This is a genomic window from Chryseobacterium sp. (assembly GCF_022712095.1).
Taxonomy (GTDB): Bacteria; Bacteroidota; Bacteroidia; order Flavobacteriales; family Weeksellaceae; genus Chryseobacterium.
On sequence record NZ_JALAHD010000133.1, the window covers coordinates 1 to 25963 of the forward strand.

The following is a 25963-nucleotide window of genomic DNA, read 5'->3' on the forward strand; positions in this document are numbered from 1 at the left end:
TAACAAAACTATCAACAAATTATATTTTTTTATAATGCTTTATAAACATATTTAATGGCCTGGGTCTGATCTGAAACCGGATAATTTTGAGAATCATACAGATAAGTCTTAGGAGCAGTAACAGAGGGGGCAGGAGAAGGGAAGACAAAATTAAAAGCTCCCACATTATTAGCTGATAAAGTATAAAAATTAGCAGGATGAATTAAACTCCACATTATAAAGAAAGTTTTGGGAAGAGTGGTATAAGGATTTATTTTAGAATCATAACTCTGATAATTATAGGTCGTTGAAGTTCCTGAAGACATATCCGGAATTCCATTGGAATCCATTGTTCCCATAGTCCAAACTACCTTAGATATATTGTCTCCCGAATAGGTAAGTGCATTTTCCACAAAACCTATATAATTAGAAGTTCCCGGCATTTTTCTTTTCTCAAGAATTTTCGAGATCTTTCCTGCGGAATCATAAGTATATACATAATCATTAGAGCCAACAGTTACGGTGCCTAATGAATTTATCGCTGTAGTTCCTGAAATCCTTCCATTAGAATCATAAGTAATATTAAAATCATAAGTAAGGCTTCCGCTAGCAGTGCTTACAAACTTTACCCTTGAAATTTTATTATTTACATAGGTAACATTTCCTGTAAAATAAGTATTGGGAGCACTTTCATCCTTAAAGCTTCCTTTCTCCAGAAAACCGGCATCTGTAACATATTCTTCCTGAATTATATTGTTTACTACAATCTTCTCAAGAATTCTTGGGCCTGTGATCGTAGTCCCACCATTATTTCCGGAGCCGCCATTATTACTTTTATTCTGATTAAGAGGATCTGCTGTTGTATTATCACATGAAAATAAGATTCCGAAACCAAGCCCTAAAAAGACTTTAAAGAAAATAGATTTGTTCATAGTTTATTAAGTTTTTATTGGCTCCAAATATAAATTATTTTACATCATATTCAATACATAGGAAAAAATATTTTAAAAAGACTTTGGTAAATGAAAAATCCGGAAGCTTTGGTTTCCGGATTCAGATTTATTTTCTGTTCAGAAAGATTTAATAAGGCTGCAACACTGAAATGGTCAAAACTGATTGTGACATATCAGCATTCAGATAAGTAGTATTTACTGCCCTACCGATTCCCAAGGTCCCCGAATTCATATTTCTCTTTGTACACGCCACTTTTACATTATAATTATTTTTAGGAGTAAGGTTCATTAATGTAGCATTCAGATTGAATATCCTATTAGTTCCCTCTCCTCCTGTCAATACCTCTGTTCGCACTGCCCGTAAAGAATTGTCTACAAAAATTCCACATGCAAAACTTACAGAAGAATTGTTATTATTCGTTTTCTGTGCTGTAGTTTGGAAAGTGAAGGCCACTTTATTATCAGCATTCGTTATTGAGAACGTACTTATCGTTCCCTGCAAAACAGTCCATGTAGAATTAAAAGCCGCACCTTCCGCATAAGGAGATGTTGCCCCGTTATCCCCACTGAAAACCGCCCCGGTTTTATCAGCAAGAGTATTTATTGAAAACAGCGACATACTCCCTTCTCCATCAGCTACCTTAATACTTTTCCAGTCATTCGTATTCATCTCACTGTTATTATGGAAAATCTCTTCTGCTTTTCCTGCGGATCCTTTGACCGTATTTGTCCCTCCTACCCGAAATTCTTTTCTAAGGTTAAGATCTCCATTAATATCTAATGTACTCGCCGGAGACGGAGTATTGATTCCTACTTGTGAATAAAGTATATTACCAATCCACAAAGCAATTATTACGAATATATTTTTTTTCATGACTAATCTATAATGGTATTAAAAACTTGTGGCACCTCATATACATCCACTTTGATAGAAGACTGGGTAATAAAGGAATTGATATTATTTCCCACATTTATTCCAATTCCAAGTAAGGAATCAGTTGCTGTATTATAAGATTTCATTCTTGCACAAGCTACACTTACAGCATGCTGCCCTTTCGAAAGGTTTTCTACTATTCCTACCTGGTTATGAGTAATAAAAGATGAAGCACCGCTGGTAGCCTTTAAATTCCTCTGTCTTAAACTTATAAGACGATCATCAATAAAAATTCCACAAGCATAGTCAATAGAAGTATCTGTAGAGCCTGCTGCATCAAAATTAGCCTGCACCACAGTTTCAAACTGAATATATGTTTTACTTTCCGTACTGTAAATATTAATAGGCTGGGATAATGAAGGTATTTTCTTGAATCTACTGAAGTTACTGAATGTATTCCCTTTGGTAAACAAGGCTGTTCTTGAGGTCGTTATTGACTCTTCTCTGTTATTAAATGTAATTCCTGTCTTATCAGAAAAAGAATTGTTATAAATTAAATAAAATTTATTGGGTTCATATTCCGGAATGCGAAGAGTTCTCCAAACCGGTGGATAACCTTCTCCCTGAGAAACCAATATCTGATCATTGGTTCCCTCTGAAAGCCCCCCATCTGAATAATTCAAAACCATCAGTTTCCCCCGAAGATTAAGATCTCCATTCACATCCAGCCAAGCTTTCGGCGAACCTGTTTTTATTCCTACTTGAGCAAAGAGAGATAACCCCATTCCCAAGGACAGGATAGAAATAACTTTTTTCATTATATGTTTATTAATTGGTTGTATATGTTACGTATTCGATAACATCAAGTTTTAAAATGGATTCTAAAGTAAATGAGTTAGATACTGTATTAGCATCGGAAATATTCCGGCCTATAACAAACTGATTGTTCAGATTGGATGTGTCTATTTTTCTGCAGGCTACCTCCACATTATGTGCTCCTGCAGGGACATCCTGTTCAGTATAATTAAGGGTAAAGATATAATCTTGAATACCTGCTCTATCAGAATTATTAGTGGAAGATATATTATCCGGACGTAAAGCAACCAGTTTTCCGTTTCTGAATATTCCACAGGTGAAACTGACATTCTGAGAAGCTGTGGATGTAGAAGCTTTCATTTCAATACCGGTCTGAAATTGGTAACTCAATCTGTTCCGCCCATTTTTAATAGTAAAATTATTATTAAGCCCACCAATTTTCACCCATTTTCCTTTACTGGTATCAGAAATATCGTCTCCCACATTATTTTTATAAACCTTATCTCCTGAAATACCATTAGAAAGGTTAGTAATTCCTGATTGATCTGAGGACAAATATGAATTGATCAATTTATATTGCCCTTCCTCCACAAAGGAAACATTAAGCGATTTCCAAACTGGAGGCAAACCTTCTCCCTGCGAGACCAGAACCTGACCGTTCAGTCCGGCATTTCCCACCTCGGAAGAAGTACCGCCTACTCTTAATTCTTTTCTTAAGGTGGTCTTCCCGTTTACATCGAGAATAGAATTAGGCACACCCAATCCAATACCCACCTGCGCGTAAGATTGCATACAACATAATCCCACTACGCAAAAACACATAATTTTTTTCATAATAAGCCATCAAAAGTATAAAAATTTACACATATAGACTTATTACATGAATAATATCATACATATTTTACTATTCATAGAATATATAAAAATCCTGAAAAAAGTAGAATTATCTTAATCCGTTTCGACTAGGATCCAATAATAGACTTTAATAGCGTATTTACCTCATCTACACTTTTAACTTTTTCCTTTCGCATCATAAGATTATTTCCATCTTTTCCCACTTTTTCTTTAAGTTGGGCTTCCAAAGGATTTTGTGTTAAATAAGTAATAATATGTCTGAAACGTTCGGTCTGATAAAATTTATCTTGAGGATTACTTGGAAAATACCCTAAAAAAACACCATTCTTCATTACAATTTTCTCGAATCCTATATCAGCAGCCAGCCATTTCAGAGCAACACTCTTTAAGAGATTGACAACCTCCCCTGGAAGCTCTCCAAAACGGTCAATTAATTCAAGCTCGAATGTATGGAGATCTTTTTCATTATTAATTTCAGCAATTTTCTGGTATAGTAACAGCCTTTCTTCTATATTTGAAATATAAGTATCCGGAAGCATCAGCTCTAAATCCGTATCTATATTAACGTCCTTCACCGATTTAAATAACTTTTGCCTGTCCTCTTCATTTTCAAACAGATTTTCAAAATCCTCATCATCTTTCAACTCTTCAAGAGCTTCCTGCATCAATTTCTGATAAGTTTCAAAACCCATTTCATTAATAAATCCACTTTGTTCTCCCCCTAATAAATCCCCGGCTCCGCGAATTTCCAAATCTTTCATCGCAATCTGAAAACCACTTCCCAAATCTGAAAACTGCTCAATAGCCTCCAGCCTCTTTCTCGCATCTGATGTCATTACATCATAAGGAGGCGTAATCAAATAACAGAATGCTTTCCTGTTACTTCTTCCCACCCTTCCTCTCATCTGGTGCAGGTCAGCCATTCCAAAACGGTGGGCATCATTAATAAATATAGTATTGGCATTAGGGACATCTACTCCACTCTCCACAATGGTAGTAGAAACCAAAACATCATATTTCCCTTCCATAAAATCAAGGACATTTTTTTCTAATTGTTTCCCATCCATCTGGCCATGTCCTGTAATCACTCTTGCATCCGGAACTAACCGCTGGATCAAGCCTGCAATATCTTTAAGATTTTCTATTCTGTTATTGATAAAGTAGACCTGCCCGTCTCTCTGTAATTCATATGAAACCGCATCCCTGAGAATTTCTTCACTAAACCCGATTATCTGAGTATCTACAGGCTGTCTGTTAGGCGGTGGAGTTTTAATAACAGATAAATCTCTGGCAGCCATTAATGAAAACTGTAACGTTCTAGGTATTGGAGTAGCCGTAAGAGTAAGAGTATCCACATTATTTTTCAAGGTTTTCAGTTTATCTTTTACCGAAACTCCAAACTTATGCTCCTCATCAATAATCAATAATCCCAGATCCTTAAATTTCACACTACTTCCCACAAGCTGATGAGTTCCGATAACGATATCAATCTTACCATTCTTTAAACCTTCCAGTGTTTCTGACTTCTGTTTTGCGGTACGGAATCTGTTCAGGTAAGAGACATTCACCGGAAAGTCCTTTAACCTGTCTTTAAAACTTCTGTAATGCTGAAAAGCCAAAATAGTAGTGGGCACAAGAACCGCTACCTGTTTCCCATCCGTTGCCGCCTTAAATGCAGCACGAATAGCAACTTCTGTTTTTCCAAATCCAACATCTCCGCAAACCAGCCTGTCCATTACCGTGTCCGCTTCCATATCCGTTTTCACATCTATAGTTGCCTTTTCCTGATCAGGAGTATCTTCATAAATAAAACTCGCCTCCAGCTCATTTTGCAAATAAGAATCCGGAGAATAGGGGAATCCTTTGGCTGTTTTTCTTTGAGCATAAAGCTTGATTAAATCAAATGCAATCTGTTTTACTTTAGCCTTAGTCTTCTGTTTAAGGGACTTCCAGGCAGGAGAGCCTAATTTACTCAGTACAATTTCTTTCCCTTCAGGTCCGTTATATTTAGATATCTTATGCAATGAGTGTATGCTCACATACAGTAAATCCCCATTTTTATAAGTGAGTTTAAAACATTCCTGAACTTTACCGTCATTATTGACTTTAACCAGTCCCATAAACTTTCCGATTCCATGATCGATATGAGCAATATAATCACCTATTTTAAGAGACATCAGATCTTTAAGTGTTAACTGTTCAGACTTGGCAAAAGTATTCTTGGCTTTATAACGCTGGTACCTGTCAAAAATCTGATGATCCGTATATACTAATAATTTATGTTCATAATCTACAAAACCTTCATGCAGTTCTGATTTGAAGCTCTTAAAAGGAACTTCTTTTTCCAGTTCTTCAAAAATAGATTCTAAACGTTCTTTTTGCTTTTCGGTAGAAAAAGAAATCCAGGTATCAAAACCTTCTGCCTGTTTTTCTTCCAGATCCTGGGTTAGCAGTTCAAACTTTTTATGGAATGACGGCTGAGCTGTTTGCTCCAGTTTAATTTCAACACTTTTCAGATTTTCTATAGCCGCTGTCGTAAAATCTATTGTTTTAAATTTTTTAAAATCAAATAAAAATTCCTGATCGGAAATAAAGAGTTCTGCAGGCTCCCTATGTGCAATATCTTTATTGAGACCCTCATACTTATCCAAAGACTTTTCATAAAAGGACTTCAGCTTCTGGAGGGCAACCACTCCATTTTTGGAAACTATAAAACTGTTCTCATCCAATACCTGAAGTAAGGAGACTTTACTGCCGGAAACCGAAAAATTCATATTGGAAACTAACTGAAAAGCACCTACCTTTTCTACAGAAAGCTGTGTTTCTATATCAAAGGTTTTTATTCCTTCCACCTCATTACCAAAAAAAGTAATTCGGTAAGGCTTTTCATAAGAATAAGAAAAAACGTCAACAATTCCTCCTCTCACCGAAAACTCTCCCGGCTCAGAAACGAAATCCGTCTGCTGGAAATGATAATGGTTGAGCAATTCATCAATAAAATCAAAATCCAGCTGGTCACCAACTTTTATCTGATGGGAAATTGCCTTAAAATCTTCTTTTTTGAGAACCTTCTCAGACAATGCACCGGCATACGCTACGATTACTTTCGGAGACGCATCGGAATTGATTTTATTCAGGACATCAGTTCTTAGAACCAAATTAGCATTCTGCGTTTTCTCCACCTGATAAGGTTCAAGATGAGTAGCCGGAAAATAAAGCACTTTATCTTTTCCCAAAAGGTCCTCTACTTCCGTATTGGCATAGAGTGCCTCTTCTTTATCATCTATTATATAGAGTATATTTTTTTTATGGGTCAGGAAAAGTTCAGCTACAAAAATAGAGACAGAAGATCCTGCACTCCCTTTTACAGAAATATGCTGCTCTGCATCCAGCTGAGTAAAAATACTTCTTCCGAATTCTCTTTGAAGCAGGTCAGGAAGAAATTTCTCATTAATTGTTTTCAGTTCCATAGTGTGTAGGTCTAAAACGACAAAAGCGATTTCAGAGGTTTTCCGAAATCGTTATAGGAGTGCAAAGTTAAAAATATTTTTCTGCAGTTAAGAATTTAAACAATATTATAAATTACAATATAATTTAAAAACAGTTAATTATATTTAAATTTATATGATTAAAATTGATAATATGTTAAAAATAATTAAATAAAAGATCACCGGCATAATGTTTGGGCACCTTTCTACAACCACAAACAAAAATAGCATTATGAAAAAAGCAATTAGAATTGTAGGGGTCTTCTTTTTGATTTTCCTTACAGCAGTCTCTTTCGCTTCATGTAGCGATGATGATGATCCGACCAATAACGATTTCTTTGCCGGAACCTATAAGGGAAGCGTTTCTTACAACGACGGAGGTTCCACTAATATCAGCACAGATAACGGAAGTGTATTTGTCACTAAAATAGCAAGTGGCACCAAATACAATTTCGCATTTTCAAACAGCATTCCTGACCTTAACGGAATCGAGTTTAATCAGGAAGGTGACCACACTTTAGTAATGATAGGTTCCAATGCCACCTCTTATATCAGAATAGATAATGATGAATTAAAAATCCTTTATCTCAAAGACGGCAAAACCTGGACAGCCAACTGTACACGGTAAACAATACACCCAAATAATTCATTCATATGTTGAGCCTGTTTTCATGGTGAAAGCAGGCTTTATCTATTTAATATTTTTTTAAGCAGTACTAAACTTAAGTTAAGTTTAACGCCTTAATATTTTTTAGCTTGGTTTTTGTACTGCTAATAATAACAAAACATGGATCATTCACATATGAAAAAACTATTAATGGCAATGTCTCTATTTTTAGGATTAGGACTTGCAACAGCTCAGCAGACAGCTCCTGCAACTAAAGCAGAAGTACAGAAAACTAAAACCGTAAAAGCTAAGAAAGCCAAAGCAACAAAAGATGCTACCGCATCTACAAATAAAACAGAGGCCAAATTAAAAAAAGACGGAACACCTGATAAAAGGTACAAAGAAAACAGAAAATTAAAAAAGGACGGGACACCGGACAAACGATATAAAGAGAACAAGTAAACATAAACACATATAGTTGTTATTTTCATAATCAAATTTCAGAAAACCGATGAGCTTACTCATCGGTTTTTATTATATGTATTGAAATAAAACATTAAGATTTCTCTACTTATTTATAAATTTGGGCCATGTTAAATTTCCTCAAGAAAAATATCGCATTAATTTGGGCAAAAAAACATGTTCAAAAAGCACAGAATTTCAAACAAAACACTCCCGAGAATCAGGAAAACCTCCTCATTTCACTCGTGAATACGGCGAAAAAGACACTTTTCGGAAGAGAACATGACTTTGAAAACATTCATTCTGTTAAGGATTTTCAGAAAAAAGTTCCCATTGTAGATTATGAAGGGTTAAAGCCTTATATCGAAAGAGTAAAAAAAGGGCAGGCTAATATTCTTTGGACAGGAATCCCTCAATACTTCGCCAAAACATCAGGCACCACTTCCGGCTCTAAATATATTCCAATATCTAAAGAAGGAATGCCCTATCAGATTGCCGGAGCTCAAAGTGCATTATTTCATTATATAGCAAAAAAGAACAATGCAGATTTTGTACAGGGAAAAATGATCTTTCTGCAGGGAAGTCCTGAATTAAAAGAAATATACGGTATCCAAACCGGCCGGCTTTCCGGAATCGTAGCTCATCATATTCCTGATTACCTTCAAAAGAACCGCCTCCCAAGCTGGAAGACTAATATGATAGAGGACTGGGAAACCAAAGTGGATAAAATAGTAGAAGAAACAGAAAAGGAAAATATGACACTGATCTCGGGAATACCCCCGTGGCTCATTATGTACTTTGAAAAACTTACAAAAAGAAACGGAAAAAAAATCAAAGAAATATTCCCTAATCTTCAATTGATTGTCACCGGTGGAGTTAATTACGATCCTTACCGTGACAAAATGGAGGAACTATTAGGTGGCAATGTAGACATCATTCAAACATTTCCAGCCTCTGAAGGTTTTTTTGCTTTTCAGGATGACTACACCCAAGAGGGGCTTTTATTATTGACCCATCATGGTATTTTCTATGAGTTTATCCCTCTGGAAGAATATGGAAGCCCAGATGCAAGAAGGTTAACCTTAAAAGACATTGAACTCAATAAAGACTACGCCCTTATTCTGACTACCAACTCCGGACTATGGGCTTATTCAATAGGTGATGTAGTAAGATTTATCAATAAGAATCCTTATAAAATATTAGTAAGCGGAAGAACAAAGCATTTTACATCGGCATTTGGAGAACATGTTATAGCATTCGAGGTAGAAGAGTCCATCAAGGCCACTCTTAAAAATCACCCAGCCCAAATTGCAGAATTTCACCTTGCACCGCAGGTGAACCCGGAAGAAGGGCTTCCTTACCATGAATGGTTCATTGAATTTGAAAAGCAGCCAGAAGACATGGAAGCTTTCAGAACCGATTTGGATAACCAACTGAGAAAGCGCAATACTTATTATGACGATCTGATTTCAGGTAATATTCTTCAAAAACTTCACATTACTCCCTTAAGAAAAAATGCCTTTCACGAATATGCAAAATCAGAAGGTAAATTAGGCGGGCAAAATAAAATCCCAAGATTAGCCAACGATAGGAAAATCGCAGATTCATTAAAAATCCACAAACTTTAATTACATTTTTTTGATTTCAAAAACGTATATTCGAAAAAAATTATAAATTTGAAAAACAAATAATAATAATGAAAGCAGCTGTACTTTTAAAATCATCCTTACTTACTTCTTTATTTTTAGTTTCATCTTGCGCTACCACTAAGTATATCGGAGACGTTGAAAAAAACAATTACTCCAACCTCGAAGCAGGGAGAACTTATGTTTTCACAATGAAAGACGGTTCTAAGAAACAGAAAATGTTATTCCGTAATATTCAGGGTGACAACATCATAGGAACGGTAAGTAAAAAAGACAGTACAGAAATATCTATTCCCAAAGCTAACGTAGCTGCTGCAAAAGACAGGGCTAAAGCTAACGTTACTGCAGGTGCTTTTGTAATCGGCGCTGCAGGTGTTGCAGCTTTGGTAGTTAGCGCTACAAGAGCTGATTAAGATAGATTTTATCTTTCAAGATATATTTGATATATCTTTTAAAATAATATTTTTAAGGAGCTCTGAATAAATATTTAGAGCTATTTTTGTGCATGATTTCTTTCACTCCGTTAAAGACATTATCCAATGTTGAATTCAGGAATCTTCTTACCGGAAGATTTTTTATTGTTATAGCCTTTCGAATGTTAGCAACCCTTTTAGGATGGTGGGTTTATCAGCTAACAAAAGATCCTTTCTCCATTGGACTTATCGGGCTCTCAGAAGTAATACCTGCCGTAAGCTGTGCCTTGTATGCCGGCCATGTCATTGATATGAATGAGAAAAAGAAACTTTTACTGATCTGCAATTATGCATATGTTTTTCTGATAAGCTTATTACTTATTCCGGCATTCCTGAATGTTCAAATGCATTTCACAGGACACCAGGTTACCTATTTTATATATGGAGTTATTTTTTTTACAGGAATCGCAAGAGCCTTTATCGGACCTATTGTTCCTTCAATGATTCCTAAAATTGTAAAAAAAGAAAATTTGCCGAATGCCATTACTTTGAATCAGGCCACTTTCCTTATATCATCTGTTTGCGGGCATGCTCTGGGAGGATTTCTCATTGCACTTTTTGGAGTAGAATGGACACTTGTCGTAATTATTTCATTGATTTTTACAGCTTCTTTATTTTTCTGGCAACTCAATAAACAATACTCCGAATACAAAAAGGAAAAAGTAAAAGTCATGGAAAGTATGCGGGAAGGCATTTCCTATATTTATCGTACCAAAGAAATCCTAGGAGCTTTGTGCCTGGATATGTTTGCTGTACTTTTCGGAGGCGCTGTAGCTATGATTCCTGTATTTGCTGCTGATATCCTTAAAGTAGGCTCTGAAGGCTTTGGTCTGCTGAACGCGGCTTCAGACATAGGATCCATGTGTATCATCACTTTATTATCCATTATTCCACTACGAAAAAATCAGGGAAAAATACTTCTTGCAGTGGTTACAGGGTTCGGATTATGCATTATAGGTTTTGGACTTTCCAATATATATTGGCTTTCATTCATGTTCCTGATGCTAAGTGGAATGCTTGATGGAATTTCCGTTGTGATAAGAGGCACCATTGTGCAGTTGAAAACTCCGGATCATATACGTGGAAGAGTCCTAAGCGTCAATTCCATATTCATTATGTCAAGTAATGAAATGGGACAATTTGAAAGTGGATTGATGGCCAAATTACTTGGAGTGGTACGATCTGTAATATTCGGAGGAAGTATGACCGTACTTGTTGCGTTACTTGTAGGAATCACTAATCCAAAATTAAGAAAAATGCAATATTAAATACAATTTATGGGAAAACTTCAAATATAATTCAAAATAATTAGTGTTAGGTTAATTATTTTTTATATTTGCTAAATAAAATTCCCCTAAATGAAGAAAACTCTATCCATTTTATTTGTGATTATATCACAGATACTTTTCTCACAGTCAGACTGCCCCACAGCACTCGCTGTTTGTGGAAATTCAGATTTATCATACACTCCAAGTGGTCCGGGAAATATACTGGAGGATCTGGGCGGATGCCTAACGGGTGATGAGCATTATTCGGTATGGTATACGTTTACAGCTTCAACAACCGGTACACTTACTTTTTTAATCACTCCGAATGCTCAGGCGGATTACGACTGGGCGGTATATGGCCCTGATAAACAATGCAGCAATCTTGGAACACCCATAAGATGCTCTTACGCCTCAACCGCTAACGGAATTCTTACAGGTCTTAACATGACCGCTACAGATACAACAGAAGGGGCAGGAGGAGACGGTTTTTGTAAATACCTTGATGTAATTGCCGGGGAAACTTATTATTTAGTAGTGGACAATTTCTCTGCCAATGCCAATGGATTTGTCCTTACATGGGGAGGAACAGCCACCTTATCATCCCCATTTACTTCAGCGATACAGCCTAATCCTTTTATACCTCCGGGAAGCCCAAGCGCTACCCCAAATGCTCCTAACGAAGTAGTTATCTGTACGGATCCCGCTATTTTTGAATTCAGTACACTGACAACAGGAATCGTGAACGGAAACCCCAATTTTGTAGTATCTTATCACACCAACGCTAACGATGCTCTTACAGGAAATAATCCCATAACTACAGCCATTACTGTTAATACTACTGATATTTATTATTACAGCATCAGCTATTCGGATCCCAACAACCCTAACAGCCCTATAAGCAAATGTAAGCAAACAGGCACCTTTAAATTCATACAGGGGAATATTACAGCAAATGATGTTACTTTAACAGCCTGTAATAACAACAATATAGGGACAGCAACATTTGATTTAACAAGCGCGAATGTTTTCAATGATCCTACAGCTATCATGCAGTATTACCCCAGCATGTTTGATCTTAATGCAGGTACAAATGAAATCACAATACCTACCAACTATGTAGCCTCCTCCGGTTCAGTATTTGTAAAAGTAACCACACTGCAGGGATGTTCAGATATTGCTGAAATCACTCTATCGCTAGCTCCGGTAGTGGTGGTCAATGAAGCTACTTTAAGATCTTGTTTTATAGAATCAAATCCTGCTACCGCTTTATTTAATCTTACCGTAGCCGGAGTAACCACAGAAGTGGGAATCACTAAAAAATACTATCCTTCTTTAACTGATGCTATTAATGAAACCAATGAAATCGCAAATCCTACTACTTATATAGCCCCAAATGGCGTAGTATACGTAAGAGTAGCTAATGCTAATGGGTGTTATTCGGTGGCACAGGTTAATCTTACCGTTCTTCCACCAGTTGAATCCACTGTACTTGAAGACAAAATCATATGTATGGAAGACACTACAACTTTAGACGCTGGACCTGGGTTTGACGGATACGAATGGAGTACGGGAGAAACTACCCAATCTATTTCTAATGCAGGAGTAGGCACCTATTGGGTAAAACTAAAAACAGGAGAATGTATAACAACTCAATCAGTTAATATCTACGCATCCGAACAACCTGTAATTACAGATGTAGATATTGCAACTAACACTATTACAGTGAATGTAATAGGCGGAACTCCATCTTACCAATATTCAATGGATAATATCGTTTGGCAGGATTCAAATATATTTACGAATGTTCCGAGAGGAGATGCTACGATATATGTAAAAGATGCTTACGATTGTAATCCTGTCGAGTTGCCTATTCTTGTTCCGAACCTGATTAATGTGATCACACCAAACGGGGACGGAGTGAATGATGTAATAGACTATTCCGTATTTGCTAATAAACAAAACCTTGTACTTAATATCTATGACAGATATGGAACCAAAATCCATCAGGCCGACAAAACCAACGGCTATAAATGGGACGGAACCACTAACGGAGGGAAACGTGTAACTACCGGAACTTATTGGTATTCCGTAACATGGAATGAAAAGAACAAAAGAAATACTTCTTTCAAATTCTCAGGATGGGTAATGGTAAAAAATAGAGAATAAACTCATTATCATATAAAAGACTGCATATAGTGCAGTCTTTTATTATCGTTATCATTATAATTTATTATTTTCGTTACTTGTTTACAAAATCATTTTCAAATGAAAAAACTACTACTCGTTTTTATAGTATTTTTATCTCAATTATATTTTTCGCAGTCCGACTGTATTACAGCAATACCAGTGTGTGGAAATTCAGGTCTATCTTACACACCTTCCGGAAGTGGAAATGTACAGGAAGACCTAATGGGCTGTCTATATACTGATGAACATTATTCTGTATGGTATTCATTTACTATTGCTACATCAGGAACTTTAACTTTTGAAATCAATCCTAACGCTTTTGTTGATGATTATGATTTTGGAGTATACGGGCCTAACCAAACCTGTGGAGCCCTCAGTCCTCCTATCAGATGCAATTATTCACCCGCAGACGGCCCTACAGGACTTGATCTATCACTAACAGGTACAGCAACCAATGGAGCCTTTAGTGCTTACATGGATGTCATAGCCGGAGAAACCTATTATCTGGTAGTTGATAATTATTCTCATACTACTAATGGATTTTCATTAACATGGGGAGGAACAGCTACTTTAGCTTCAGCATTCAATGATCCGAACTTAGCCCCTAACCCGTTCATCCCACCAGGTGTTGCAAGTACAACTCCGGGAGCTCCTAATGAAATACTGAAATGCCAGCTTCCTTCCTCATTTGATTTCACAACTTTATCTACCGATATTATCAACGGCAACCCCAACTTCACAGTTACTTACCACAACACTGCCAATGATGCATTGTTAGGTACCAATCCATTAACAACAGCAGTAGTAGACGGCACCACCATTTATTATTACAGAATCCATTACCAGGACCCTACAGATCCTAATAACCCGATTAACAACTGTGCCCAAACCGGGGAATTCAAATTCCGACAGGGGAATATAGTTGCTAAAGACGCCGTCATCTATGCATGTAATAATGACAATGCCGGTATCGGAAGCTTTAATCTGACATTAGCTGATACGTTTGCTGACCCTACAGCGACTAAAAAATATTACCCTACATTAAATGACCTTACCGCAGGCACCAACGAAATCATCAATACAACCAATTATACCTCTGCGGAAGGTCTGGTATACGTAAAAGTAACTTCATCAGAAGGGTGTTCAGATGATTCAGTAATTACATTACGTTTTTATCCTGTAGTGGTTGTTAATGAGGACACCATTGAATCATGCTATATTGACACCAACATTACCACAGCCGCATTTGACCTAACCTCAGCTAATATCACTTCACAAACAGGAGTTACTAAAAAGTTTTATACTACATTTAATAATGCCGTAAATGGTACCAATGAAATTGCTAACCCTACAGCTTATATCTCTACCGATGGTGTAGTATATGCTAAAGTATTCAATGCCAATGGATGTTATGCAATTACAAAAATTACTCTTGAGGTATTACCACCCGTAAAATCTACCATTCTTAAAGACCAGACAATATGTATGGAAAACAGAACCACATTGGACGCAGGCCCGGGATTTGACGGATACGAATGGAGCACAGGCGCTACCACTCAATCTATTTCAGGAGTAGGTGTAGGTTCTTATTGGGTAAAATTACAAACCGGATTCTGCTATACCCTACAGCAGGTAAACGTGTACGCTTCTCAGCAACCTGTTATCTCCACCATTGATATATCAAACAATACAATTACCGTTAATATAACAGGCGGAACAGCTCCATATCAATACTCTTTAGATGGAATCAACTGGCAGGACTCCAATGTATTCACAGGACTCCCGAGAGGAGAAAACAAAATTTATGTAAAAGATTCATATGATTGTATTCCTGTTGAAATACAGGTAACCGTACCTAATCTCATCAATGCAATTACTCCTAATGGAGATAATATCAACGATGTAATAGATTATTCAGCTTTAGCATATAAGAAGAATCTGATATTCATCGTATATGACAGGTATGGAAACAAACTTTATGAAGCAGATAAAATGAGAAACTACTCATGGGATGGAACCGCCTTCGGTAAGAAAATTCCAACAGGAACTTACTGGTACACCATTTCATGGAATGAAAATGACAAAAACAGTACCCCTACGAGATATAACGGATGGGTATTAGTAAAAAACAGAGAATAGTTTCAATTTCAATACTATAAAAAAATCACCTCTATCAGGGTGATTTTTTTTATCAACATGTACAATACCTTTTATCACTGACTTTTCTGTGCAATCAACAATAATTGTTAATTACTATTTTTCTATTATTTTTCAAATAAACTATCTTTGCAGTTATGGCGCAGAAAGAAACATTATCATCTCTTACTCACGGAAACTTTGCTAAAGAGTTGTCTATTGCGGATGGAAAAATGCCTCCTAACGCAATAGATTTTGAACGACTGGTTATCGGTACTTTTTTAATTGATAAAAAAGGACTTGATTACTCTATTGACCTTCTATCCCCTGAAGTGTTTTATGATCCCAGACATCAGGTAATTTTCACTGCTATCTTAAAATTATATGAGGGTAACCATCCGGTGGATCTGATGACCATTATTCAGGAGCTCAAAAAAGAAGAAAAACTTCATCTGGCAGGTGGGGATCATTACATTATTGACCTTACTATGGGAGTAAGTTCATCTGCTCATATCGAATATCACGTTCGTGTTATTCTTGAGAAATATATCCTTCGAAGCCTCATTAATGTTTCCGCTAACGTGATTGAAACCTCTTATAAAGAATCTACAGATGTTTTTGAGCTTTTAGATAAAGCCGAACAATCTTTCTTCGAGATTACTAACGGAACGATTAAAAAGGGATTCGACACCGCTAATTCTCTTGTAAAACAAGCGATCGACACTATTAAATCATTAAAAGACAAAGAAGGACTTTCCGGAGTTCCTTCAGGTTTCCGGGATTTAGATAAAGAAACCGGCGGATGGCAAAACTCTGACCTTATTATTATTGCTGCACGTCCCGCGATGGGAAAAACAGCATTCCTTCTGTCCATGGCAAGGAACATAGCAGTAGGACATAAAATCCCCATGGCTTTATTCTCTCTGGAAATGGCATCCGTACAGCTGATTACAAGGATGATCGCTTCTGAAACCGGAATTTCCTCAGAAAAACTAAGGAAAGGAACAATGTCCGACGAAGAATGGCAACGATTATTTTCCAATGTATCAGAGCTTGAAAATGCTCCCCTGTATATTGATGAAACCCCTTCCCTTTCTGTATTTGACTTCCGTGCAAAATGCCGAAGATTAGTAATGCAGCACGGTGTAAGAATCATCATGGTGGATTATCTTCAGCTAATGACTGCCAACAGTGGAGGAAAAGGAGGAGGAAACCGTGAACAGGAAATCGCAACAATTTCCCGGTCTTTAAAGGCCATTGCAAAAGAATTAAATGTTCCTGTAATCGCTCTTTCCCAGCTTTCAAGAAGTGTGGAAACACGTCCGGGAAAAAGACCTCAGCTTTCGGATTTAAGGGAATCGGGAGCCATTGAGCAGGACGCCGATATTGTATCTTTTATCTTCAGACCTGAATATTATAAAATTACAGTTTGGGATAATGATGAACCCGGACAGGAAACAACCACAGAAAATCAGGCCGAGCTTATCATCGCAAAACACAGAAATGGTGCCACTGCCGATGTACGAATGTCATTTATGAAAAATATCGCTAAGTTTGGAGACCTTGATGTATTCGGGAGTGGTGGATACGGATATCAGCCACCTAATTTGGGACAACAGAACGAACCCAGTGGTTTTGATAAAATAAAGACTACTATTCAGCCTGGAGCAGCATTTGATTTACCGGATAATTCTCAGATTTCAGGATCCTCTATGAATGATTTTGATGATGATGAAGACTTTCCGTTCTAACCATCTATTGAGATAAATTAATTATTTTGAAAATCGAAATATTTACTGACGGAGCCTGCAGCGGAAATCCCGGAAAAGGAGGGTACGGTATTCTCATGCGTGTACCTGAAAAAAACTATCAAAAAACATTTTCCAAAGGTTTCAGGAAAACTACCAATAACCGGATGGAGCTCCTGGCTGTTATTACCGCATTGGAAAAATTGAAATCTTCAGAAAATGATATTCACATTTATACAGACAGTAAATATGTTGCTGATGCCATCAACCAAAACTGGATTTCAGGCTGGATAAAAAGAGGATGGAAAAACGTTAAAAATCCTGACCTCTGGCAAAACTTCATCACCTTATACAATAAATACAATCCGAAACTTCATTGGATTAAGGGACATGCAGGACATTTCGAAAATGAACTTTGTGACAGACTTGCCGTAGCAGCAGCCAATTCCGACGCACTTGAAACAGATGAGTATTTCGAAAATATGGAAAGAAATTCCCTTTTTTAACTTAATTTTAATTATACTAAATAGACCGCAAATAATAATTATTTACTCAAATTATACACTATTTCATTAACAAATAATCAGCTTATATTATAAAATTAACATTAAATATTCATTTATTAGATCTGTTTTAATATCTTTACAACTACAATCCTTAATAAATGAATAAAAAATTACTTTCGTACTTTACAATTCTCTTGATTTGTATCTCGGGAAAACTTTTTTCTCAAACTTATCAACTTACAGGAAATCCTGTGAATACTACAGGATGGGATATAGTACCTTCTGCCATCATTAATGGAGACTTTATACAGCTCACTGCTGATCAAACTTCTAAGGTGGGAGGCATAAAACTGAATGCTCCTATTAACCTAAAATATTGTGATAAATGGAGAGTAGAGTTTGATTTTAGAATTGATGGAAACGGAACTTCCAATTATGGGAGAGGAGACGGCTTTGCTTTCTGGTATCTAGCTAATCCACCTGTTTCTTATGTACAGGGAGGAGGTCTTGGAATTCCTTCCAACTCTACAGGTTTAATGGTTGGATTTGATATTTTCAATAATTCCACTGAGGGTCAGATGAGTAAAATTCACGTATTATATGGGACCAATAATTCCACGGGTTCAAATATTGAATTCAACAACACACCTGGCAGTACATTTCACTCTCCTGACCTAAATGCTACACAACCTTTTGTTGGCAGCGTTTACAAACAGGTAGAAGTAACTGGAGAAGTTGATCCTGCTAATATAAATAACTGGATTATTAAAATCAGTATTGATGGCAACCAAATTGTAAATCAATCTTTTGCACCATCAGGAGGTGCTATGGGAATGACTCAGGGATATTTCGGTTTTTCTGCATCTACAGGTGCAGCAAGCGCCCGCCATTCTATTAAAAACGTAAAAATATACACAGATAAAGTACCTATCTCTCAAAATTCAGTTTCTCAGTCTCTTTGCCCTAACCCTACAACAGGGAATGCAACTATTGATCTTACAAATTTCAATTCTCAGTTTGTAGCTAATCCCAACAATTATACCTTCACATATTCTGTAGGGGGGACAGTCATTACCAATCCCACCGCTTATCAATACAATGCCAATACAACGGTTTCGATCCGTATAAAAGACAATTCAGGAGTACTTTGTGATAATGCTGACGCAGTAATAATTCTTTCTCTTTCACCTTTTACAGCCAATGAGGCAACGCTTACGGAATGTAACAATAATAAAGCTGGAACTGCCACATTTAACCTTAACAATGCCAACGTAACCCCTATAATTGGTGTTACAAAGAAATATTATAAAACAATCGCAGATCTTAATGCAGGAACTAATGAAATCACAAATCCAACTACATACACATCAGCTCCAGGAGAAGTATATGTAAAAGTTACGACTTCGGAAGGCTGTACAGGATCGGCAAAAATTAACCTAACTTTCTTTCCGGAAATTATAGTAAATGAAACAACTATAGAGTCTTGTTTTATAGAAACTGCCACCAACACAGCATCTTTTGATCTCACTTCTGCCAACGTAACAAGCTCTACAAATATTACAAAAAAATACTATACCACAATTTCCAACGCGATAAACGAAACTAATGAAATAATGAATCCCGGAGCATACATTTCTACTTCCGGAGAGGTTTATGCAAAAGTAACAGATACGAATGGCTGCTACACAATTGTCAAAATCGCTTTAAAAGTACTACCTCCCGTATTATCCACCGTCTTAAAAGACAAAATAATTTGTATTGGTGACAGAACCAATTTAGATGCAGGTCCCGGATTTGACGGATATGAATGGAGCACAGGAGCTACAACACAAGCTATCGAAGGTGTTCCGGTAGGAACCTATTGGGTAAGATTAAAAACAGGAGACTGTATTACCACTCAGATTGTAAACGTCAGAGCTTCTGTTCAGCCTGTTATTTCCACTATTGATATCACAAATAACACCATTACGATAAATGTAGCCGGAGGCACTCCTCCTTATCAGTATTCTTTAGACGGGATTAACTGGCAGGATTCAAATGTATTTACGGATCTGGCGAGAGGAGAAGTCAAAATATTTGTAAAAGACAGCTACAATTGTCCACCTGTTGAAGTTCAGGTTACAGTCCCTAATCTTATTAACGCCATTACACCTAATGGAGACAATATCAATGATGTAATCGATTATTCTGCCCTGGCTTACAAAAAGAACCTTGTTTTTGTTATATATAACAGATATGGAAATAAACTTTTTGAAGCAGACAAATTCAGAAACTACTCATGGAATGGAACTGCCTTTGGCAAAAAAGTCCCCACCGGAACCTACTGGTATACTATTACCTGGAATGAGAATGATAAAAACAATACCCTTACCAAATACAATGGCTGGGTACTGGTAAAAAACAGAGAATAACCCTTAAGATCATCCCATAATGGGATGATCTTTATTTTAAACAAACGATTATTTAAAATCAACTAATATCATTTACTTATATGAAAAAAAATCTACTTCAATTTTTTATAAGCATTCTGGTCTGTTTTTCAGGATCTTTTTATTCTCAAACCTATCAGCTCGCAGGAAACCCTGTGAATACTACCGGTTGGGATCTTGTTTCTAATGCTAATGTAAATACAGACTTCATACAACTTACAGCAGATCAAACCGGTTTATTTGGAGCTATTAAATTAGCGACTCCCATCAACCTGAGATATTGTGATAAATGGAAGGTAGAATTCGATTTTAGAATTGACGGAAACGGAACTTCAAATTATGGAAGAGGAGATGGATTCACATTCTGGTATCTGGCAAATCCTCCCACAGGCTATGTAGCAGGAGCTGGATTAGGAATCCCCTCAAACGCTTCCGGGCTAATGGTCGGTTTTGATATATTCAACAATAGTACAGAAGGGCAAATGAGTAAAATCCATCTACTCTACGGAACCAATAACACCGCCGGTTCTAATATTGAATTTAACAATACTGTAGGTAGTACCTTTCACTCCGCTGATTTAAATTCTACCCAACCGTTCGTCGGCTCCACTTACAAACATGTCGAAGTAAACGGAGAGGTTGATATGACAAACACCAACAACTGGATTATACAAATAAGACTTGACGGAAATCTCATCGTCAATCAATCATTCGCTCCTTCAGGTGGAGCAATTGGTATGACGCAGGGATATTTTGGTTTTTCTGCTGCGACGGGAGCTGCAAGCGCAAGACATTCAATCAAAAATGCTAAAGTATACATTGATAAAGTCCCTATTCTTCAAAACAATGTCACCCCTTATGTATGTATGAACCCTGCAACAGGAAACGGTTCTGTTGATTTAACATCATACAATTCTCAATTTGTTAATAATCCAGCAAATTATATTTTCACCTATTATATTTTAGGGAGCTCAACTCCAATTGCGAATCCGACTAATTTCCAGTATACAGGAAACACACTTATTACAGTTGTAATTAAAGATCCATCATCCACACTCTGTGATAATGGTGATGGGGTTATCGAACTTGACCCGTCCCCTTTCACCGTTAATGACGTTACACTAACCGGATGTAATAATAACAATGCCGGGGTCGCTATTTTCGATCTAACTACTGCCAATGTAACTACAGTCCCTAATGTAACAATGCAGTTTTATCCTACAATGAATGACCTCAATGCAGGAACCAATGAAATAACAAATCCTACTAGTTATGCATCCCCTGCGGGAAATGTATTCGTAAAAGTAACCACCCCACAAGGCTGTGTAGATTCTTCAGAAATAACTTTAGACATTTATCCCGTAGTAGAAGTCAGTGACGCTTTATTAAGGTCTTGCCCCATTGAAACAAACCCTTCTACCGCTTCTTTCAATCTTACCGTTGCAGGCGTTACCACTCAAGTAGGGATTACTAAAACTTATTATCCCTCTTTAACTGATGCGATCAATAGTACGAATGAAATTACCAATCCAACAACTTATATTGCACCTAACGGTGTTGCCTACATAAAAGTTACCAATGGAAACGGGTGCTACTCTGTTGCAAAAGTAACACTTGTTGTAATCCCTCCAGTTTATTCGGAAACATTACAGAACAAAACCATTTGTATAGAAGACAAAACAACATTAGATGCAGGTCCGGGATTTGATGCCTATGAATGGAGCACTGGAGAAACCACACAATCTATTTCTAATGTTGGAGTAGGTGTTTATTGGGTAAAGTTAAAAACAGGAGACTGTATATCGACACAAACCGTGCAGATATTCCCTTCAGAGCAACCTGTTATTAATTATGTTGATATCTCCAGTAATACCATCACTGTAAATGTTATAGGCGGAACACCCCCTCATCAGTATTCCATAGATAATATTAATTGGCTGGATTCTAATATATTTAAAAATTTGCCAAGAGGGGAAATACATATTTTCGTTAAGGATGCCTATAATTGTGAGCCTATAGAGATCACCATTACCAATCCAAACCTAATCAATGTGATCACACCTAATGGAGATGGTATTAATGACGTTATAGATTATTCCGCATTAGCCGGAAAACAAAATCTGGAGTTCAGTATTTTTGACCGATATGGAGCAAAAATTCATCATGGAGATAAGACCAATAAATATCGTTGGGACGGAACTACAAACGGAGGAAGAAAAGTTCCGACCGGTAATTACTGGTATTCTATAAACTGGAATGAGAACAACAAACAAAATACAGCACTGAAATATTCCGGATGGATCATGGTAAAAAACAGAGAATAAGCAATAATCAAAGATTTTATCATAAGAACCATTCTTTAGCAGGAATGGTTCTTTTTTTATTCAAAACATAATTTATTCATATTCAATTCTTAAATTTGTTCTATGAATTATTTGGAAGCTTTAAGCAAAAGATATTCTGTGAAAAAGTTCAATTCGGAGATTATTCCTCAGGAAACTCTGCAGAATATTCTCCAATCCGGAAAACTCGCTGCCAGTTCTCAGGGGTTACAGCCCTATAAAATACTGGTGGTAGAAAGTGAGGAAATGAAAAAGAAGCTTACCCCTTCTTTTTATAATCCTTCTCAAATTTCCACGTGTTCACACCTGATTGTTATTGTTTCCAAAAAATCCATTAATGAAAACTATATCAATGGATATTTCAGACATATTTCCAAAGTAAGATGTGTAAACATTGAAAGTCTGGACCCTTTTAAAAGCAGTATCCATCGTCATATGAATGAAAAAAACAGTGACGAAATTTTCCATTGGGCAGAAAAACAATCTTATATTGTCCTAGCTAACCTGATGTACGCTGCTGCTATAGAAAATATAGACACTTGTCCTATGGAAGGGTTCCGCCAAGATTTAATCGAGGAAATATTAGATATTGATTCAGAGACTGAAAAAGTGACCGTAACTCTGGCCTTAGGATACAGATCCGAGGAAGATTCTTTCCAGCACATGAAAAAAGTACGAAAACCGGACGATAAATTGTTCAAATTTATTTAATTTAGACACTTGTCTTAAAGCAAGAATATGATAAAAGCTGATGTTTTAGTGATTGGTTCCGGTATTTCAGGACTTTCTTACGCTATTAAAGTTTCCGAACAATTTCCTGATGCCAAAATAATTATAGTTACCAAATCCGATGAAGATGAAAGTAACACTAAATATGCCCAAGGAGGGTTAGCCGTTGTTACTGACTTTCAAAAAGATAATTTCGAAAAACATATTGAAGACACCATGCGTGCCGGTGACGGGGAAAACAAACGTGATGTAGTAGAAATGGTCGTAAAAGAAGCTCCTGCAAGATTTAATGAGATTGTCGAATGGGGAGCTAATTTTGACATGAAAAACGGAAAATTTGCTCTAGGGCGAGAAGGCGGTCATACGGAAAACAGAATTGTACATCATAAAGATATCACAGGCTTTGAAATAGAAAGAGCATTACTGGAAACAGCCAAAAACAGCTCTAATATTGAAATCCTGGATCACCATTATGTTATCGACATTATTACACAGCATCATGTACCAGGTAAAGAACTAAATGAAGAAAACATTTCTTGCTACGGGGCTTATATATTAGATGAAAAATCTAAAAAAATTAAAAAAATCACCTCAAAAATAACATTGGTTGCCACCGGAGGAGCAGGGCATGTATATAAAAATACAACTAATCCTACAATCGCTACCGGAGACGGAATTGCATTTGTAGCCCGTGCTAAGGGAAAAGTATCCAATATGCAATATTACCAGTTCCACCCTACTGCTTTATACAGCAAAATAGATGGAATGCTATTCCTGATTTCCGAAGCAGTGCGTGGAGACGGAGCTAAACTGAGAACCAAAAGAGGTGAAAAGTTCATGCAAAAATATGACGATCGGGAAGAACTAGCTTCCAGAGATATTGTCGCAAGAGCTATTGATAATGAGATGAAAATTTCAGGAGATGAATTTGTAGGACTTGATTGCCATGAAATGGACCATGAAAGATTTCTGGAACATTTCCCTAATATTTATAAAAAATGTAAAGATGAAGGCATAGATCCCTTCACGCAACTTATTCCCGTTGTTCCTGCCTGCCATTATTTAATGGGAGGAATAGAAATTGATAAAGACGGTCAGTCATCCATTAAAAATCTCTTTGCTGTTGGAGAGTGTACCAATTCCGGACTTCACGGTGCCAACAGACTAGCTTCCAACTCTTTATTGGAAGGACTCGTATTTGGTCATAATGCCGCTATAAAAACCGTTGCATTGCTTAAAGAAAACAATTTCAACTTTAATGACCTTAAGGCTGTTCCCGAATGGGATGAAGAAGGAATGAAAATCATGGATGAAATGGTTATTATCAGCTATCTGAGAAAACAACTCCAGGAAATGATGAGTGACCTTGTAGGAATTGTAAGGAGTAACAAACGTCTTAAAATGGCTTTACAAAAGCATCAGGAAATAGCTGCTGCAGTAAATGAAATTTACCATTACTCTATTTTATCACCCCAACTTTCTGAATTAAGAAACCTAACTACCGTCGCCTATCTTATCATTACTCAATCTATGGAAATGACAGAAAACAAAGGCGCTTTCTATAATAAGGATCTTGCATAAATAATACACAATGAAAAGACCAAGCTACGTAACGGATAAAGCACTTAAAACATTTATAAAATCTGCTCTGGAAGAAGATATCCAGGATGGAGATCATTCTACATTATCTACCATTCCGAAAGATTTACAGCAAAGTGCAAAACTATTAGTAAAACAGGATTGTATCCTTGCCGGTGTAGAGTTGGCAGATTTTATTTTTAAAACCTTTGATAAAAATCTGAAAATAGAGAAATTCATTAAAGACGGTGATGCTGCAAAAGTAGGCGATGTAGCTTTCATTGTAACCGGGAGTGCCAGATCTATATTATCTACGGAAAGACTTCTCCTTAACTGCATGCAGAGAATGAGTGGAATTGCTACTCTTACTCATGAATGGGATGCTAGGCTAGTCGGAACAAAAACCAAACTCCTGGATACCAGAAAAACAACCCCAAATTTCAGAATCTGTGAAAAATGGGCAGTCGCTATTGGAGGAGGGACCAATCACAGGTATGGGCTTTATGACATGATCATGCTTAAAGACAATCATATTGATTATAACGGAAGCATTACAAATGCAGTAAAAATGGCTAAGGATTATATTAAGAAAAATAAGAAGAAACTTAAAATAGAGGTAGAAACCAGAAATCTTGATGAAGTACAGGAAGCCATTAAAGCCAAAGTAGACAGAATTATGCTGGATAATATGGATATAAACACGATGAAACAGGCTGTAGATCTTATCAATGGAGCATGCGAAACTGAAGCATCCGGCGGAATTACAAGAGATATGTTAAAAGAAATTGCAACCACAGGTGTTACTTATATTTCTGCAGGAGCTCTTACACATTCTGCTGAGAATATTGATTTAAGCCTCAAAGCAGTGAAATAACATTTATATTTTT

At 36.7% G+C, this 25963-nt stretch carries 19 protein-coding genes; 14 read left to right on the forward strand and 5 right to left on the reverse strand.

Features of this window, described 5'->3' with window-relative positions; translation table 11 throughout:
* Positions 1-29: 29 nt before the first annotated feature.
* From Q0A18_RS06690 to mfd, 5 genes are all read right to left on the reverse strand, one after another.
* Complete coding sequence (locus tag Q0A18_RS06690; protein ID WP_292009372.1) at positions 30-911, reverse strand: hypothetical protein; 882 nt, start codon at positions 909-911, stop codon at positions 30-32.
* Between the two features lie 148 nt (positions 912-1059).
* A complete protein-coding gene (locus tag Q0A18_RS06695; RefSeq protein ID WP_292009373.1) occupies positions 1060-1806 on the reverse strand; it encodes a hypothetical protein in 747 nt (248 codons plus the stop codon).
* Positions 1807-1808: 2 nt separating this feature from the next.
* Entirely contained in the window at positions 1809-2624 is an 816-nt protein-coding gene (locus Q0A18_RS06700; protein WP_292009374.1) for a hypothetical protein, read from the reverse strand.
* Between the two features lie 10 nt (positions 2625-2634).
* Positions 2635-3456, reverse strand: a complete 822-nt coding sequence (locus Q0A18_RS06705) for a hypothetical protein (protein ID WP_292009375.1) — start codon at positions 3454-3456, stop codon at positions 2635-2637.
* 128 nt (positions 3457-3584) lie between these two features.
* Positions 3585-6947: a transcription-repair coupling factor gene (gene mfd / locus Q0A18_RS06710; RefSeq protein WP_292009376.1), complete on the reverse strand. Its 3363-nt coding sequence runs from the start codon at positions 6945-6947 to the stop codon at positions 3585-3587.
* Positions 6948-7197: 250 nt separating this feature from the next.
* Between mfd and Q0A18_RS06715 the strand changes: the two genes are divergently transcribed.
* The 14 genes from Q0A18_RS06715 (at position 7198) to nadC (ending at position 25950) form a co-directional block, all read left to right on the forward strand.
* On the forward strand, positions 7198-7593 hold the full coding sequence (locus Q0A18_RS06715; protein WP_292009377.1) for a hypothetical protein: 396 nt from the start codon (positions 7198-7200) through the stop codon (positions 7591-7593).
* A 174-nt stretch (positions 7594-7767) separates the two neighbouring features.
* Positions 7768-8034, forward strand: a complete 267-nt coding sequence (locus tag Q0A18_RS06720) for a hypothetical protein (protein WP_292009378.1) — start codon at positions 7768-7770, stop codon at positions 8032-8034.
* Between the two features lie 128 nt (positions 8035-8162).
* A complete protein-coding gene (locus Q0A18_RS06725; protein WP_292009379.1) occupies positions 8163-9662 on the forward strand; it encodes a GH3 auxin-responsive promoter family protein in 1500 nt (499 codons plus the stop codon).
* A gap of 68 nt (positions 9663-9730) precedes the next feature.
* Positions 9731-10093, forward strand: a complete 363-nt coding sequence (locus Q0A18_RS06730; RefSeq protein WP_292009380.1) for a hypothetical protein — start codon at positions 9731-9733, stop codon at positions 10091-10093.
* A 92-nt stretch (positions 10094-10185) separates the two neighbouring features.
* Positions 10186-11421: an MFS transporter gene (locus Q0A18_RS06735; RefSeq protein WP_292009381.1), complete on the forward strand. Its 1236-nt coding sequence runs from the start codon at positions 10186-10188 to the stop codon at positions 11419-11421.
* 90 nt (positions 11422-11511) lie between these two features.
* Positions 11512-13587 (forward strand): T9SS type B sorting domain-containing protein, encoded by a 2076-nt coding sequence (locus Q0A18_RS06740; protein ID WP_292009382.1) that lies wholly within the window; start codon positions 11512-11514, stop codon positions 13585-13587.
* A gap of 99 nt (positions 13588-13686) precedes the next feature.
* Positions 13687-15747: a T9SS type B sorting domain-containing protein gene (locus Q0A18_RS06745; protein WP_292009383.1), complete on the forward strand. Its 2061-nt coding sequence runs from the start codon at positions 13687-13689 to the stop codon at positions 15745-15747.
* 155 nt (positions 15748-15902) lie between these two features.
* Positions 15903-17495, forward strand: a complete 1593-nt coding sequence (gene dnaB, locus Q0A18_RS06750; RefSeq protein ID WP_292009384.1) for a replicative DNA helicase — start codon at positions 15903-15905, stop codon at positions 17493-17495.
* A gap of 26 nt (positions 17496-17521) precedes the next feature.
* Positions 17522-17998 (forward strand): ribonuclease HI, encoded by a 477-nt coding sequence (gene rnhA / locus Q0A18_RS06755; protein ID WP_292009385.1) that lies wholly within the window; start codon positions 17522-17524, stop codon positions 17996-17998.
* A gap of 158 nt (positions 17999-18156) precedes the next feature.
* A complete protein-coding gene (locus Q0A18_RS06760; RefSeq protein ID WP_292009386.1) occupies positions 18157-20409 on the forward strand; it encodes a T9SS type B sorting domain-containing protein in 2253 nt (750 codons plus the stop codon).
* A gap of 80 nt (positions 20410-20489) precedes the next feature.
* On the forward strand, positions 20490-22751 hold the full coding sequence (locus Q0A18_RS06765; protein WP_292009387.1) for a T9SS type B sorting domain-containing protein: 2262 nt from the start codon (positions 20490-20492) through the stop codon (positions 22749-22751).
* Between the two features lie 102 nt (positions 22752-22853).
* Positions 22854-23480 (forward strand): NAD(P)H-dependent oxidoreductase, encoded by a 627-nt coding sequence (locus tag Q0A18_RS06770; RefSeq protein ID WP_292009388.1) that lies wholly within the window; start codon positions 22854-22856, stop codon positions 23478-23480.
* A gap of 27 nt (positions 23481-23507) precedes the next feature.
* Entirely contained in the window at positions 23508-25079 is a 1572-nt protein-coding gene (gene nadB / locus Q0A18_RS06775) for an L-aspartate oxidase (protein WP_292009389.1), read from the forward strand.
* A 10-nt stretch (positions 25080-25089) separates the two neighbouring features.
* Positions 25090-25950, forward strand: coding sequence for a carboxylating nicotinate-nucleotide diphosphorylase (gene nadC, locus Q0A18_RS06780; RefSeq protein WP_292009390.1), 861 nt, complete (start codon positions 25090-25092; stop codon positions 25948-25950).
* The last annotated feature ends 13 nt before the right edge of the window (positions 25951-25963 follow it).